Raw genomic sequence first — 15,419 nt, 5'->3', positions numbered from 1 at the left:
ATTGTACATGATAAAATTTGAATGATTTTTATATTAATTTTGAAATTGGAGATTTGCCATGAAACTTATGAAAGTAATTGATTTTGCTCATAGCTTACTAAAGGAAAGTGTAACGAAGAAGGAAATAGTTGTTGATGCCACTGTTGGAAATGGCTATGATACTGAATTTTTAGCAAATTTAGTTGGCCCTGAAGGTAGGGTATTTGGATTTGATATCCAGAAAATGGCTATCGAACAGGCAAAAAGGTATTTAGCTGAAAAAACATGTACTGAAAATATAGTACTGATAAATAAAGGTCATGAAACACTTAAAGATTCGATTCCAGAACAATATCATGGGCAAGTTGCAGGAGCAATCTTTAATCTAGGTTATTTACCTGGTGGGGATAAACAAATTATTACTCATGGGAATACAACCATAAATGCCCTCAAGCAATTATTAGAAATAATGAAGCCTGGAGCTCTTATTGTTCTTGTTATTTATCATGGTCATCCAGGTGGGGAGATTGAGCGTGATCAAGTTTTAAACTTTGTACAAACTATTGATCAAAAAAAGGCACATGTACTTCAATACCAATTTATTAACCAGATCAATCAACCGCCATTTGTCATTGCAATTGAAAAACGATAATCATTCAGTTGATTATCGTTTTTTAGGTATTTTCTCAAGCATTGTTTTTTTAAGTATAGTCTTAACTAATGGCTCTTTTCTCAAACATTGTTCCTATTTAAGGAAAGTTTCAACTAACTACTATCAGTTGAAGACCGTTACATCTATCATTTCACTGAGAAAAGAGCTGGAAACTCCATAAGATCGCTGATCATTTATTATGTTTAAAAGCCGGGCAGTTGGTTTTTAAACATGCAAAAACTACATAAAAACTGTCGATCATTAACCAATTTCCGCACTTTTCTTTTTCGATTTTAAAATTATTTTTACTACGCCACTTGGTACCATACTTTGCACTTTACGATATGCACGCCCATTCCAATAAAAGAAACGACTAATCGATCCACCATGTTTAATCATTTTTCTCGAAATTCTTTGCACATCTTTTTGTTTATTTACCTTATTATCCGATAAATATACAGCTAATAACCCACGATTGATTAATTTATGGAAAGTCTGGTCTGGTAATTTATCGGTATGTTTATCTGCTTCAGTTAGAAAATGGGTCAATCTTTTCAATAAATGTTCATTGTTTTCATAATAGAAACAGAAATTTAAATCTCCCCCTTCGCGATCCTCCTCCTGATCAATAAAATAATCTAGAAGGATATGTAATCCTTGAATATATGGGAAATAACCATTACGTATACTTGTAGCATGTTCCTCTTTAAAATCCTCACGTAATGCATAAGAGACTAGACAAAAAATTCCAAGTGTTGAACCAGAACAAGCGGAAAATTCGTACCAGTCCATTTCTGGTAAGGAATCTTTATATTTTTCAAACCATTCTTGTAACCGTCCCTCTCTCTCATCAACCTTTACATGTTTATGTATTTGTAAATCACAATAGTAGGAACATAGTTCCAATAATGGTTCCTTGATTAAATGATAATTCTTCAGTCTGGTTAAAACCTTTTGGCATGTGAGGACTAAATCATGTAAATATCCACCATCATTTTGATCAGATCGCAGTCGATAATAATTTTTCGGCTCTGCCCCAACTGTTAATGAATCTTTCATTGATTCGTGTAATGCAGCAAAATCATCCGGATCTAACGATGTACTTCGATCACATAAGTTATCGAGATAATCACTTATTGTTTGATATGCGACGATAAATTCAATCGCTTCATCTCGCCTCTCTAATGCAAGAAGACCAAGAATAGACCCACCTTCGCAATGGAATGTTTTATGATTAATACTTGCTAATGCTTGATTCTTTAGCTCTTTATTTGGGATAGATGCCGCCTTCTCTTTCCATTGCAGTAGCTCACGATGGACACTAGGAAAAACCCTTTTGTACACCTGAGTCATTAATGAAATAGGATGTGATGGAACTGACATATTTTTCGGATCACCTCATTTTATGATATAACCTAATGAACTCAGTCTTGTTTCCACAAAATTTTTCGCATATTGGAATACCTCTTCTCGTTCAGGTTCACTAAATATTTCGTGATAACTTTCTGGCCATATTTTGTACTGTTTCTCAGATAGTGAAACTTTATTAAACCAATCATTCACTGCTAACTTATTAACAATTTTATCATTTCCACCTTGTAACACGAGTAAAGGAATATCTGGTACATTTGATATTTTTGAAGTAGCTAATTTCATCGCCTTTAAAAGCTCCCGATACCATCTAACTGAAACTTTAGTAACATATAGTGTATCGTTTAATGCCAAATCCTTCGCCTCTTCATTTCTTGTCACTGACTCAATGGATAATCCACTTGAGAATTTTAATTGGGGAGCAGCACGATTTAAAAATATCGATAACACTCCTAAAAAACTCGATGGATATTTTACTAAATCTAAACATGGTGCAGAGAGGATAACACCTGCTAAATTTAACTTTTCCTCTTGGATTGTTCGAATAACCGCAAGTCCTCCCATACTATGTCCTAATAAAAATACCGGTACATTAAATTGATAAGAAGTTTGTACCCAATCTTTTATTTCAAAAATATATTCATCAAAGGATTCGATATGCCCTCGCTGCGATCTACTTGTCATTCCTTGTCCAGGTAGATCACCCATAATCACATGAAATCCTGAAGATCGCCACATCTCAATAAGCCAATTATATCTTCCATGATGTTCCATCGCACCATGAACGATAACAATGACAGCTTTTGGATCTTCATCGGCTTCCCATTTCCACATATCTGAAACCTCCTCTTCTTTGCATTGTAATACTTAACTATTTTAAATGAAACCGATTGATATGAAAAGGATTTGACTATTCCGTGGCAAAGCAAGAATAATTTATCATTTTTCTTATTGTACCCATTATAAAATAATGACAAAATAAAATAGAAAATAATACACAATTAATTTATGGAATAGAAGGGATTGGGTCAAATGATTTACCCATATAAGGGGAAACTGCCTAAAATTGCTGATTCGGCATATATTGCAGATTATGTCACGATTTCTGGAGATGTAGAAATCGGTGAAGAATCTAGTATTTGGTTTAATACGACCATTCGTGGGGATGTTGCACCAACTATTATTGGGAAAAAAGTAAATATACAAGATAATTCAGTCTTACATCAAAGCCCAAATAATCCATTAATTATTGAAGATGAAGTAACCATAGGACATCAAGTAATTTTACATAGCTGTAAAATTAGAAAGAAAGCACTTATTGGGATGGGGTCGATTATTTTAGATCGTGCAGAAATCGGTGAAGGAGCATTTATCGGAGCTGGTAGTCTCGTCCCCCAAGGGAAAGTCATTCCTCCAAATACACTAGCCTTTGGCAGACCGGCAAAAGTGATTAGAACATTAAACAATGAGGATATCCAAGATATGATTAGAATTTCAAAAGAATATGCTGAAAAAGGGAAATACTATAAATCAATACAAAAGTAAAACATACAATACTTCGTTATATTAATTGTATGCTCGAAATAAAAAGTTAGTAAACGATATAATATAAATTTGCTGCTTTCTAAATAATTTGTTGAATGGTGACATTCTTCACTAAAACATTGCAGATTATTGTCGATGTAAATAGTAAAGATGATGGAATAAGGTGATTATTAATGAAATCTATTCTCTCTATTTTTGCTATTTTTCTATTGGCATCTATTGTTTTTTTATTTGGTTATATAAATAAAGAAGATAACAGCTTTGCCTTTGAGGAAAATCAAAAATTGACAGAAACCTTGTCTGCTTCAGATCAATATAAAATTATTAAACTAAAAGATAAGGTCCTTCTTGATATACCTGTTATTTCTCAATTTCCTGAGTTGGCACGCGGCTGTGAAGTAACAAGCCTATCGATGCTTCTACTAGCAGCTGGAATTAATAAGGATAAGATGGCTTTAGCGAGTGAAATTGAAAAAGATCCGACTCCTCAATCTGTAGTCAATGGAAAAGTGTATTTTGGGAATCCACATAAGGGGTTTGTTGGCAATATTTATACATATGATCAACCAGGATTAGGAGTGTATGTTGAACCTATAGTTAAACTGGCTGAAAAATATTTACCTGGGAAAATTGTCAATTTAACGAATTCAACATTTGAAGACTTAAAAATATATTTATCAGATGAACGCCCAGTATGGGTTATTATTAATACAAAGTATCAACAACTTTCGGATTCTTACTTCAAAACATGGTACACCGAAGAGGGACCCATTCGAGTTACTAGTAAGGAACACTCTGTATTAGTCACTGGGTATGATAAGGAATATATTTATTTTAACGATCCACTAACAGGAACAAAAAATAAAAAAGCACCCATTGTCGACTTTAAAAAAGCCTGGGTGCAAATGGGCAGCCAAGCAATTACATTCCAAAATTAGGTCTGTAATCATTGGCTGTTTTTTTATAATGTTGCAGCTGATAGCTTATATTGTTTCTGGAAATCGTATTTCTCTTCAACATACACTGCATGCCAGATCATAAATACAAGAACCGTCCAAATTTTACGGCTATGATCCATTTTTCCTTGACAGTGCTCCTCTAATAAATTCAAAACATAATGTTTATTAATAATATGATCAGTTGCACTTTCATGAATGATTTGTTTCGCCCAATCATTCATTTCATTTTTTAACCAGTGGCGAATTGGGACGGGAAATCCTAATTTCTTTCGATTAAGAACATGATCAGGTACAACCCCTTCAGCCGCTTTTCTTAAAATATATTTGGTTGTATTATTTGCTGTTTTTAAACTAGTTGGTATTTTCGATGCGATTTTAAATACTTCTTTATCTAAAAATGGAACGCGCAATTCCAAGGAATGTGCCATTGTCATTTTATCTGCCTTTAAAAGAATATCTCCACGCATCCATGTATGGATATCAATGTACTGCATACGATCAACCGGATCATATCCTTTTGTTTCTGCATAAAGTGGTTTAGTTATATCTGTATAATCTATACCTGTTCGATACTGAGCTAATAAATCCTTTTTCTCTGCTTCAGTATACATTTTGGCATTTCCAATATATCTTTGTTCCATTGGAGTCACACCGCGTTCAATAAAGCTTTTTCCTTTTACTCCCTCAGGTAAAATTTTTGCTAATGCTTTTAACAAAGATTTTCCAATCGCAGGAATTTTGTCAAACACTTCTAATGATTGCGGTTCACGATAAATATTATATCCACCAAATAGCTCGTCTGCACCTTCACCAGATAATACAACAGTTACATGTTTTCTCGCTTCACGTGCGACGAAATACAATGGAACACATGCAGGATCAGCAAGTGGATCATCTAAATGCCAGATGATTTTAGGAAGTTCTTTCATATATTCTTCAGGTGAGATGATATAACTAATATTCTCAACACCTAATTTTTCTGCTGTTTCCTTAGCCACATCAATTTCACTAAACCCATTATGTTCAAAACCAACTGAAAATGTTTTAATGTTCGGATGATATTGCTTGGCAATAGATGCGATAATTGAAGAATCAATACCTCCAGATAAGAAGGATCCTACCGGAACATCACTTCGCATATGGACGTTTACTGAATCAAATAATACATCCCTAATTTCTTTAACAAATTCATCCTCTGATTTTTGAACTGGTTGGAAAGAGGCTTTCCAATAACGTTCAATCTTCATCTTCTCTCCAGGCTTTTTCGTAAAATAATGTCCTGGTTCTAATTTTTTTATTCCTTTTGTCATTGTTTCTGGTTCAGGAACAAATTGATAGGTCATATAATGTTGTGCTGCATCATAATTAAGCTCTTCATGGTCCATTGCAAGTAGAATACTTTTCTTCTCTGATGCAAAGAATGTCCGTTTTTCTTCTTCACGATAGAAAAATGGTTTAATGCCGAATGGATCGCGAGCACCAATTAAAACTTGCTCTTGTTTATCCCAAATCGTAAAAGCAAACATTCCCCTAAGTTTCTCCACCGCTTTTTCTTTATAATGACTATAAAGAGCAATAATTACTTCTGTATCTGAAGAAGTTTCAAAAGTAAGTCCCATCTCAATTAGTTCATTTCTGAGCTCAACATAATTATATATTTCACCATTAAAAATAATCCAATAGCGCTCATTTTCATAGGTTAATGGCTGGTGTCCACTTTCTATATCAATAATACTTAATCTGCGGAAACCAAATTGGATATGCTCATCTTCAAAAAAACCTTCATCATCTGGTCCACGATGTGTAATAATATCATTCATATTCTTAAAAAGCTGTCTATCCGAATCTCTTAAACCAATCTCTCGGTCATGAATACAACCAACAAATCCACACATTTATGTATGTCACCTACTCCATTTCTAATTAACATACTTTATTAAAGGCCAACCGCCTTTTAAAAATACACTCCACTATACTATCATTATTTTACTTTTTTTGCAGTAGACATTATATATATTTTTATGGAAAGAACTACAAGTGAATAACAAACGTGCAAGCATCTTGCTCAGCCCCGCCAAGTTATGGTAACGCTTTTGATTTTCCTTTGGTGAGGTTGTTTGGAATCAGGCTCGACGTAAACAACAATCATGTGATTAATATCTACGGTGCATATTTTCCTTAAGAATAAAAAATGGGGCTACCCATGTAGCCCCATTTCATTCTTTAAAGTGAAAAGTCACGTAATGCTTCTGCTTTGTCTGTTCTCTCCCATGGAAGATCAAGATCATGACGACCGAAATGGCCATATGCAGCTGTTTGCTTGTAAATTGGACGGCGCAAATCAAGCATTTTAATAATCCCAGCTGGACGTAGGTCAAAATGCTTTCTAACTGCTTCGATTAAGATATCCTCTTCAACCTTCCCTGTTCCAAATGTATCAATTGAAATAGACACCGGTTGAGCTACCCCAATCGCGTAAGCAAGTTGAACTTCACACTTATCAGCAAGACCTGCAGCTACAATATTCTTAGCAACATATCTAGCCGCGTAAGCTGCTGAACGGTCAACTTTTGTAGGATCTTTACCAGAGAATGCTCCGCCACCATGACGTGCATAGCCACCATAAGTATCAACAATTATTTTACGACCTGTTAAACCAGCATCACCTTGTGGTCCACCAATTACGAAACGACCAGTCGGATTAATAAAATATTTGGTATTTTCATCGATTAACTCTTTTGGAACTACTGGATTAATCACATATTCTTTCACATTACGTTGAATTTGTTCTAAGCTTATTTCCGGATGATGCTGAGTAGATATGACAATTGTATCAATACGAACAGGTTTGTCATTTTCATCATATTCAACTGTTACCTGGGTTTTAGCATCAGGACGCAAATATGGAAGAATATCCTCTTTACGAACTTCAGAAATTCTTCGTGCTAGCTTATGAGCTAAGGAAATAGGTAATGGCATTAATTCTTTTGTTTCATTACATGCAAATCCAAACATTAACCCTTGGTCACCTGCACCAATAGCCTCAATTTCCTCTTCAGACATCTGACCTTCACGAGCTTCTAATGCTTTATCTACACCCATTGCAATATCTGCAGATTGTTCATCAATAGAAGTTAGCACTGCACATGTTTCTGCGTCAAAGCCATATTTTGCACGAGTATATCCAATTCCTTTAATTGTTTCACGAACAATTTTCGGAATATCCACATATGTACTTGTTGTAATTTCACCAGCAACAAGTACAAGCCCTGTAGTTACAGATGTTTCACATGCTACACGAGCATTTGGATCTTTAGCTAAAATTGCATCTAAAATCCCATCAGAAATTTGATCACAGATTTTATCTGGATGACCTTCTGTTACAGATTCAGATGTGAATAAACGACGCTTTTTTGTCATATTTATTCCTCCCAAAAATTACTTCTATCTATTTTTACGCTTCACGGTACTCATTCCCTAATAGTATGAAATAAACCATAGATTTTATCCTTTAATGTTAAGGAGCAAAATCCTTTTCATGGGTTTAGAAAGACGATATTGTATAAAAGATGGCTTTTCGTATTCTTGTTAAATTTATGCAGAAATTTACCTAATAGCTACAAAGATTAGAATAGAAAAAATAAAACCTTTCCCCGCATGTTTATGAGAGGAAAGGTTAAGATCCATTATCGCGCCTTTCACTCTTATCGTTCAAGGTATTCCCTTGCGTCAGGTTAGCACCATTGCTTTCTAGTTTAGAAAATCTTAAAATTAGATTACACAATCGATAAACATCGGTTATGATCTAACTAAAAAATTCTAACATAGAATGCCGGTTGCTGGGTTTCATCGGGCCTGTCCCTCCACCAGCTCGGGATAAGAGTATCCGTTCAAGGTAAAATATTACGCAATTTGCAAGTTCGTGTCAACATGTTCCTACAAAAATTTTTATTCATCTCTTATTTCCTATTAAATAGATCACGAAATGTATGAAGAAAATATGTCGAAATAATGTTGTTAAAAAAAATGTGCACAAATAGTATAGACTATTAATACAATTGTGTTATACTAATTAACGAATAAAAAACAATCTTTAAATTTTTGAATAAAGGAAGGTTAGTATAATGAAATCTGTCGCATTTTCAAATACATTAGCTGAAATTTTAACTGGAAAAAATGTGTTATCCCAACTATCTGTTCCTCAATTAGTGGAAAAAGTGTTACAACGTAAAGAGGGAAAATTAACATCAACTGGTGCTGTTTGTGCTGAAACTGGTAAATATACTGGCCGCTCCCCTAAAGATAAATATATTGTTGAAGAAGCTTCTACAAAAGATCTTATTGATTGGGGTTCTGTAAACCAACCAATTTCGGAGGAATCATTTGATAAGCTATATAAAAAAGTTAGTAATTATCTTAAGGAACAAAATGAAATATTTGTTTTTAATGGTTTTGCAGGTGCAGATAATAAGAGTCGCTTACCGATTCAAGTAGTAAATGAATATGCATGGCATAATCTATTTGCACATCAATTATTTATCCGTCCAACTGAAGATGAATTACAAACACATCAAGCAGAGTTTACCATATTGTCAGCACCGAATGTGAAAGCGGATCCAACGACCGATGGAACTAACTCTGAAACATTTATCGCTGTTTCATTTGAACGTCGTATAATCTTAATTGGTGGAACTGAGTATGCTGGAGAAATGAAAAAAGGAATTTTCTCCATTATGAACTATCTACTACCTCAAAAAGACATCCTACCTATGCACTGTTCTGCCAATGTTGGAGCAGAGGGTGATGTTGCGTTATTTTTCGGATTATCAGGTACAGGAAAAACTACACTATCCGCTGATCCAAATCGCCGTCTAATCGGGGATGACGAACATGGATGGTCTTCAAATGGAGTTTTCAATATTGAAGGCGGCTGCTATGCAAAATGCATTGGATTAACAAGAGAAAAAGAACCACAAATTTTTGATGCCATTCGCTTTGGTTCTGTCTTAGAAAATGTCGTTATAGATTCAAAAACTAGACTTCCCCTTTATGAGGATGCTACATTAACTGAAAATACACGAGCTGCTTATCCAATTCAAGCGATTGATAATATTATCGAACCGAGTATTGCTGGCCATCCACAAACAATAGTATTTTTAACTGCTGATGCATTTGGAGTGTTACCTCCTATTAGCAAGCTTACGAAAGAACAAGCTATGTATCATTTCCTAAGTGGCTACACTTCAAAATTAGCAGGTACAGAGCGTGGAATTACTTCACCTGAAGCTACATTCTCAACTTGCTTTGGTTCACCATTCCTTCCATTACCTGCAACAGTGTATGCAGAAATGCTTGGTAAAAAGATTGATGAACATGGGGTTCAAGTCTTTCTTGTCAACACAGGTTGGACTGGCGGAGAATATGGTGTTGGTAGCCGAATGAAATTAAGCTATACTCGTGCAATGGTGCAAGCTGCACTTGAAGGTGAATTAACTCATGTTGAAACGTCACAAGATGAAATTTTTGGACTGCATATCCCATTACATGTTCCTGGTGTACCAGATGAAGTGTTAATCCCAAATAAAACATGGACGAATCAACAGGAATATACAGATAAAGCAAAAGAGCTTGCTGCAAAATTCAACGCTAATTTCAAAAAATTCCACAATGTACCACAAGAAATTGAGGTAAATGGCGGACCGATTTTTAAATAATTTACTATTAAAAGCCCTTTTTTCAAACATTGTTGCTATTTAAGTAAAGTTATAACTAATAAGTACCGACGGAGGATCACTACATGTTTCATTTCACTGAGAAAAGAACTACATTCTCCATAAGATCCGCTAGAATCCTTTATTGGGAGTAAGATCGGTAGTTAGGTTTTTACAAAAGCAACAAACGATGCAAAAACAACTATATAAAAAGAGGTTGATACGACATGATCAACCTCTTTTTTATATTCTACATTCTACTTTTAAAAATTACTTAACTGCTAGTTCTTTTTTTAGTTTATCGAATTTAAAGAAACAAGTTGATAAATAATTCTCGTTTTTCCGTTTTCCCACTCCATCTTTTTAATCACTGCTGTCCCGCTTGTATCGCTTTCTTTTGATCGACGAATATCTAATGGGATTTCAATTGGATACAGACGATAATCATCTTTCTCTAAAATAAATAGATTCTCCTCTAATCTCTGTTCCTTACCTTTTGTTACAATCATTGTATTTAGTTCTAATGGCATACCCATAATCATATTCTCCTCTTTCGTACATGTTTTCTCTTATTTTATCATGCTTCATGCTTACTTTTCATCCATGAACATAAATCATTGACGATTTGCCGATTCATTGCTGGTGGAAAATAATGAGTATAATTAGCAAAATACCAAGTTTCCACTTTCCTTCCAAATGAGGTTAATCGTTCCTCCAATCTTTTTGCATGTTCAATAGATACATTTTCATCTTTTTCCCCATGTATGATCAAGATGGGTTGGGTTAGTTTTTCAATGAAAAATAGTGGCGTACGATCCTGATATCGTTCTGGGTATTTATTCGGCGTGCCACCTATAACCCTCTTGAGCATTTTTCGCAAATCTTTTCTTTCTTCATAAGTTAGAATCATGTCAGATACCCCTCCCCAAGTGACAACTGATAATGCTTCTTTGCGTGCTATCGCTGTATGTAATGCCATGATTCCCCCTCTAGAAAAACCAAAAATATGGATTCGTTTACTATTTACTCGATGATATTGTTTAAGTAGATCGAATGCAGCGTATGCATCTACTCGATCATTTCCTGCAAAATCTTCATTTCCTTCTCCCCCCCTATTACCACGGTAAAAGGGAGCAAAGACGATAAATCCCTCCGCAGCAAATTGTCCAATTCTAGCTGGACGAACCATCCCCACACTTTTTATCCCTCCCCTTAGATAGAGAAAACCATCATATATTTGTTCATCCTTCGGTTCTGCTAATAATCCCTTTACTCTTAATTCATCAGACCAATATGTAATCATATACATTCGTACCTTAGGATTTGGTGATGGAAAGGGCTGTTTCTCTATGATTAAACCATTACATTTCTGATTCGTATGCAATACGCTAACCTCCAACTACTAAAATCTTTCAAAAAAATAGGCATTCACACATTTATTAATTCCTCATACGATATTTTATCAGACAAAGGCGAAAGTACCATACCCCTTACGGAATATGGCATTGTACAATCGTTAAACAGCTAAAGGAGGATTATAGTATGAAAAAATGGGTTAAGCTTAGCTTCTCACTCTTGATCGTATCCATTCTGATTTTTTCTCTTGGAGCATGCTCAAAGAAGGAATCCTTAAAGAAAGTAAGAGTAGCGGAAGTAACACGTTCAGTGTTTTACACTCCTCAATATGTAGCACTTGAAAAAGGATTTTTCAAAGATGAAGGATTAGATGTTGAATTAAAGACAACTGCTGGCGGTGATAAGACCATGACTACTTTATTATCAAATGGTGCAGATGTAGCACTCGTTGGTTCAGAAACATCTATTTACGTTTATGCACAAGGTGCAGAAGATCCGGTTATAAATTTTGCACAGCTAACCAGAACCGACGGTACTTTTCTTGTATCTAGAGAAAAAATTGATAATTTTTCGTGGGATCAGTTAAAAGGCTCTACATTCCTTGGTCAAAGAAAAGGTGGAATGCCTCAAATGGTTGGGGAGTTCGTCATAAAGGAGAATGGAATTGATCCCCATAAGGATTTAAATTTAATACAAAATATTGATTTTGCCAATGTAGCGAATGCCTTTGCCTCAGGTACTGGAGATTATGTTCAATTATTCGAACCTACGGCCTCTGTCTTTGAGAAGGAAGGGAAAGGTCATATTATTGCCTCCTTTGGTGAAGAGTCTGGAAGTGTTCCATATACAGATTATATGGCAAAGGAAAGTTATATAAAGGACAATAGTGAAACCCTTGAAAAATTCGTTCGTGCCGTATATAAAGCGGCAAAGTGGATAGAGGAAAATGATTCAAAAGAAGTGGCGAAAGTGGTTCAACCATTTTTTGAGAATATAGACTTAGATATACTAGCTACTTCCATAGAAAGATATCAAAAACAAGGATCTTTCGGAACAGATCTTATTTTAAATGAAGAAGGATGGAATAGACTTCAAGATATTATGGAGGAAGCTGGTGAGCTTCCAAAAAGGGTAGATTATAAAACATTAGTTAATACATCTATTGCTGAAAAAGCATTAAATAACAAATAAAGGAGGTTTTTAGCCTTATGAGCTTCCTAACTGTAGAAAATATCCATCACAGTTATTTCACCCCCAAAACAGTAACAACTGCATTAAAGGACATAAACTTTAGCGTAGAGAAAGGAGAATTTATTTCGTTAGTTGGCCCAAGTGGTTGTGGTAAAACGACTATGTTATCAATTCTATCCGGTTTAATTCAACCGACACAAGGATCTGTCATCATTGACGGTCAGTCCCCGGATAATCAGGTTCGTTCGATCGGTTATATGCTTCAACAAGATTACTTATTCCCCTGGAAAACGATTGAAGAAAATATTTTATTAGGATTAAAACTTAAAAATAAATTATCAATAGAGTCAAAACAAAAATCATTAGAACTATTAAAGGAAATAGGTTTAGAAGGTGTGGAAAAACAATACCCTCGCCAACTTTCTGGAGGGATGAGACAACGTGCTGCTTTAGTTAGAACCCTTGCCATTAATCCTAAAATTTTGTTATTAGATGAACCGTTCTCTGCGCTTGATTACCAAACAAAGTTAAAACTTGAGGATTTAGTATTTGAAACACTGAAAGCCTACCAAAAAACAGCCGTCTTAGTTACACATGATATCGGAGAAGCTATTTCAATGAGTGATCGGATCTTGTTATTTGCTGCTAAACCAGGCAGACTCCATAAAATATTTACTGTACCTGAACAGCTAAGAGAGCTTCGCCCATTCGATGTTAGAAGTAAAGAAGAATATTCTACATTATTTCAAGAAATATGGAAGGAGCTGGAGTCACTTGAAAATAGTGAATAAAACTGATTCCTTTCATCAAAAGTACCTGCAAAATATAAAAAAAGAAAAAAGATGGGTGCGCATGTTTCAAGCAATTATTTTAATTGCCTTCTTCGCACTATGGGAAATGGCGAGCAGACTCCATTGGATTGACCCTCTTATTTTCAGCTCACCTTCTAAGATATGGAATTTATTTATTGATAAGTTAGCTGATGGATCCCTATATATTCATACTGGTGTAACAGTCTATGAAACAATACTAGGCTTTGTATTAGGAACATTATTAGGGGCGATTATTGCAGGAATTCTTTGGTGGTCCCCAATACTCTCAAAAATTTTTGATCCCTATCTAGTTATTTTTAATGCGATGCCTAAAGTTGCATTTGGTCCAATGCTAATAGTTATATTTGGAACTGGAGTATCATCAAGTATTGCTATGGGAATCATCATATCCGTTATTGTAACAACCATAGTCATTTATTCCGGTTTCCGTGATGTAGACCCAAACTATATAAAGGTGCTAAAAACATTTGGTGCTACACGAACCCAAATATTCAAGGAAGCCATATTACCAGCCACTTTTCCTACTATTATTTCAACTTTAAAGGTCAATGTAGGATTATCATGGGTTGGAGTAATCGTTGGAGAATATTTAGTCGCTTCTAAAGGACTAGGATATTTAATTATCTATGGATTTCAAGTTTTCAACTTTACCCTTGTTATGCTTTCATTAATGGTAGTGGCCGTTATAGCAACCATTATGTATCAATTAGTAGATCTACTTGAAAAGAAATTGGTGAAAACTGGATCATAGAGACAAATACAGGGTGTCTATTAAATTGGCTTGTCTTTTAATAGATGCCCCTTTTTTCATACATAATTTCCATTTTATTCTAGTTATGTGTGTACATTTCATTATATATATCTTTTCTTTAAAATTTTGTACCATTTTTTGAAACCTTTACCAAATGAATGCGTATAGTTTATAGAATTAGAAAAAGGAGTGGTGTTTTTTTTATGAAAAAAATATTTATTAGTTTCTTATCATTGATGGTGATTTTTGTACTTGCAGCCTGCAGTGATAAGGCGGATCCAGTAAATTCAAATGTAAAATCAAAAAAAGAAGACAGTCTTACTTTACAGGAAGTCTTCGAAAAGACAACAGAAGCTTCAAAAAATCTGAAAAGTGTTCATTCAGATCTGGAACTAAAACAAACGATGAGTGTACCTGGACAATCTGATAATATGAATATTAATTCTACGGTTTCTGTAGATATGGTTTTAGATCCTATTGCGATGCATCAAAAAATGAAAATGAATATTGAAGGTGGAGACGCAAGCGTCCAAGGCCAAGCAATGGATACGGAAGCATACTTATCTAAAGAAGGATTTTTTATGTTTGAACCAACATCAGGAGTGTGGATGCAGTTACCTAAAGAATTATCAGATACTGTATTACAAATGCCTGAACAACAAATGAACCCTGCAGAACAATTAAACCAATTAAAAGAATTTGCAGATGACTTTTCTTTTAAACAAGATGATGCTCAATATATTTTATCTTTAAAGGCTTCAGGTGATAAATTTGATCAGTTCCTAAAAGATAATGCAAAACAATTAATGCCTGATCAATTAAAGGAAAATGAAGAATTGTTTAATAATCTTAAGTTCAAGAATGTAGAATATGAAATATTTATTGATAAAAAAACATTTGATATTACAAAGCTTAATATGACTCAAGAGTTAGAAATGGCTATTGAAGATCAAAAAATGACCATGAAACAAGAAATGAAGAGCACATATACTGATTACAATAAGATTAAAGAGATTAAGGTACCACAAGAAGTGTTAGATAATGCTCAAAAAATAGAGCAATAATTAAAAT

General features: G+C 34.5%; 14 protein-coding genes and 1 riboswitch. Of the genes, 8 read left to right on the top strand and 6 right to left on the bottom strand.

What is annotated here, in order from left to right; translation table 11 throughout:
• The first annotated feature begins 58 nt into the window (after positions 1–58).
• Entirely contained in the window at positions 59–631 is a 573-nt protein-coding gene (locus MHI39_RS07650) for a class I SAM-dependent methyltransferase (RefSeq protein WP_071976914.1), read from the top strand.
• A gap of 261 nt (positions 632–892) precedes the next feature.
• Here the strand turns inward: MHI39_RS07650 and MHI39_RS07645 are convergent, their stop codons facing one another.
• Both MHI39_RS07645 and MHI39_RS07640 read right to left on the bottom strand, forming a co-directional pair.
• Positions 893–2,014, bottom strand: coding sequence for a tetraprenyl-beta-curcumene synthase family protein (locus tag MHI39_RS07645; RefSeq protein WP_071976913.1), 1,122 nt, complete (start codon positions 2,012–2,014; stop codon positions 893–895).
• A 15-nt stretch (positions 2,015–2,029) separates the two neighbouring features.
• Complete coding sequence (locus MHI39_RS07640; RefSeq protein WP_058005625.1) at positions 2,030–2,836, bottom strand: alpha/beta hydrolase; 807 nt, start codon at positions 2,834–2,836, stop codon at positions 2,030–2,032.
• Positions 2,837–3,034: 198 nt separating this feature from the next.
• Between MHI39_RS07640 and MHI39_RS07635 the strand changes: the two genes are divergently transcribed.
• Entirely contained in the window at positions 3,035–3,547 is a 513-nt protein-coding gene (locus MHI39_RS07635; protein WP_071976912.1) for a gamma carbonic anhydrase family protein, read from the top strand.
• Between the two features lie 173 nt (positions 3,548–3,720).
• Positions 3,721–4,485 carry a C39 family peptidase gene (locus MHI39_RS07630; protein WP_216385049.1) on the top strand — a complete coding sequence of 255 codons (765 nt, stop codon included), beginning with the start codon at positions 3,721–3,723 and terminating at the stop codon, positions 4,483–4,485.
• Between the two features lie 23 nt (positions 4,486–4,508).
• Here the strand turns inward: MHI39_RS07630 and asnB are convergent, their stop codons facing one another.
• Positions 4,509–6,401 (bottom strand): asparagine synthase (glutamine-hydrolyzing), encoded by a 1,893-nt coding sequence (gene asnB, locus MHI39_RS07625; protein ID WP_078111355.1) that lies wholly within the window; start codon positions 6,399–6,401, stop codon positions 4,509–4,511.
• A gap of 328 nt (positions 6,402–6,729) precedes the next feature.
• Complete coding sequence (gene metK, locus MHI39_RS07620; RefSeq protein WP_071976910.1) at positions 6,730–7,926, bottom strand: methionine adenosyltransferase; 1,197 nt, start codon at positions 7,924–7,926, stop codon at positions 6,730–6,732.
• 281 nt (positions 7,927–8,207) lie between these two features.
• Positions 8,208–8,389: riboswitch (SAM riboswitch) on the bottom strand.
• Between the two features lie 241 nt (positions 8,390–8,630).
• Between metK and pckA the strand changes: the two genes are divergently transcribed.
• On the top strand, positions 8,631–10,220 hold the full coding sequence (pckA, locus tag MHI39_RS07615; protein ID WP_071976909.1) for a phosphoenolpyruvate carboxykinase (ATP): 1,590 nt from the start codon (positions 8,631–8,633) through the stop codon (positions 10,218–10,220).
• A gap of 290 nt (positions 10,221–10,510) precedes the next feature.
• On the opposite strand, the gene MHI39_RS07610 is transcribed toward pckA, so the two are convergent.
• Both MHI39_RS07610 and MHI39_RS07605 read right to left on the bottom strand, forming a co-directional pair.
• Positions 10,511–10,753 carry a DUF2584 domain-containing protein gene (locus tag MHI39_RS07610; protein WP_058005631.1) on the bottom strand — a complete coding sequence of 81 codons (243 nt, stop codon included), beginning with the start codon at positions 10,751–10,753 and terminating at the stop codon, positions 10,511–10,513.
• Positions 10,754–10,794: 41 nt separating this feature from the next.
• The gene (locus tag MHI39_RS07605) at positions 10,795–11,526 is read right to left on the bottom strand and encodes a prolyl oligopeptidase family serine peptidase (RefSeq protein WP_078111239.1); all 732 of its coding nucleotides are present in this window, start codon (positions 11,524–11,526) and stop codon (positions 10,795–10,797) included.
• 233 nt (positions 11,527–11,759) lie between these two features.
• Between MHI39_RS07605 and MHI39_RS07600 the strand changes: the two genes are divergently transcribed.
• The 4 genes from MHI39_RS07600 to MHI39_RS07585 all read left to right on the top strand — a co-directional run bounded on the left by MHI39_RS07600 (position 11,760) and on the right by MHI39_RS07585 (position 15,412).
• Entirely contained in the window at positions 11,760–12,764 is a 1,005-nt protein-coding gene (locus MHI39_RS07600; RefSeq protein ID WP_071976907.1) for an ABC transporter substrate-binding protein, read from the top strand.
• Positions 12,765–12,781: 17 nt separating this feature from the next.
• A complete protein-coding gene (locus MHI39_RS07595) occupies positions 12,782–13,555 on the top strand; it encodes an ABC transporter ATP-binding protein (protein WP_071976906.1) in 774 nt (257 codons plus the stop codon).
• Positions 13,539–14,348, top strand: a complete 810-nt coding sequence (locus tag MHI39_RS07590; protein ID WP_071976905.1) for an ABC transporter permease — start codon at positions 13,539–13,541, stop codon at positions 14,346–14,348. Before MHI39_RS07595 ends, MHI39_RS07590 begins: the two co-directional genes overlap by 17 nt.
• Before the next feature lie 203 nt (positions 14,349–14,551).
• Positions 14,552–15,412 (top strand): DUF6612 family protein, encoded by an 861-nt coding sequence (locus MHI39_RS07585; protein WP_071976904.1) that lies wholly within the window; start codon positions 14,552–14,554, stop codon positions 15,410–15,412.
• The last annotated feature ends 7 nt before the right edge of the window (positions 15,413–15,419 follow it).

It is taken from the genome of Heyndrickxia sp. FSL K6-6286 (assembly GCF_038630395.1).
In the GTDB taxonomy this organism is placed as follows: domain Bacteria; phylum Bacillota; class Bacilli; order Bacillales; family Bacillaceae_C; genus Heyndrickxia; species Heyndrickxia oleronia.
The sequence above is the reverse complement of the archived record's forward strand: the minus strand, read 5'-3'. Positions and strand labels throughout refer to the sequence as shown.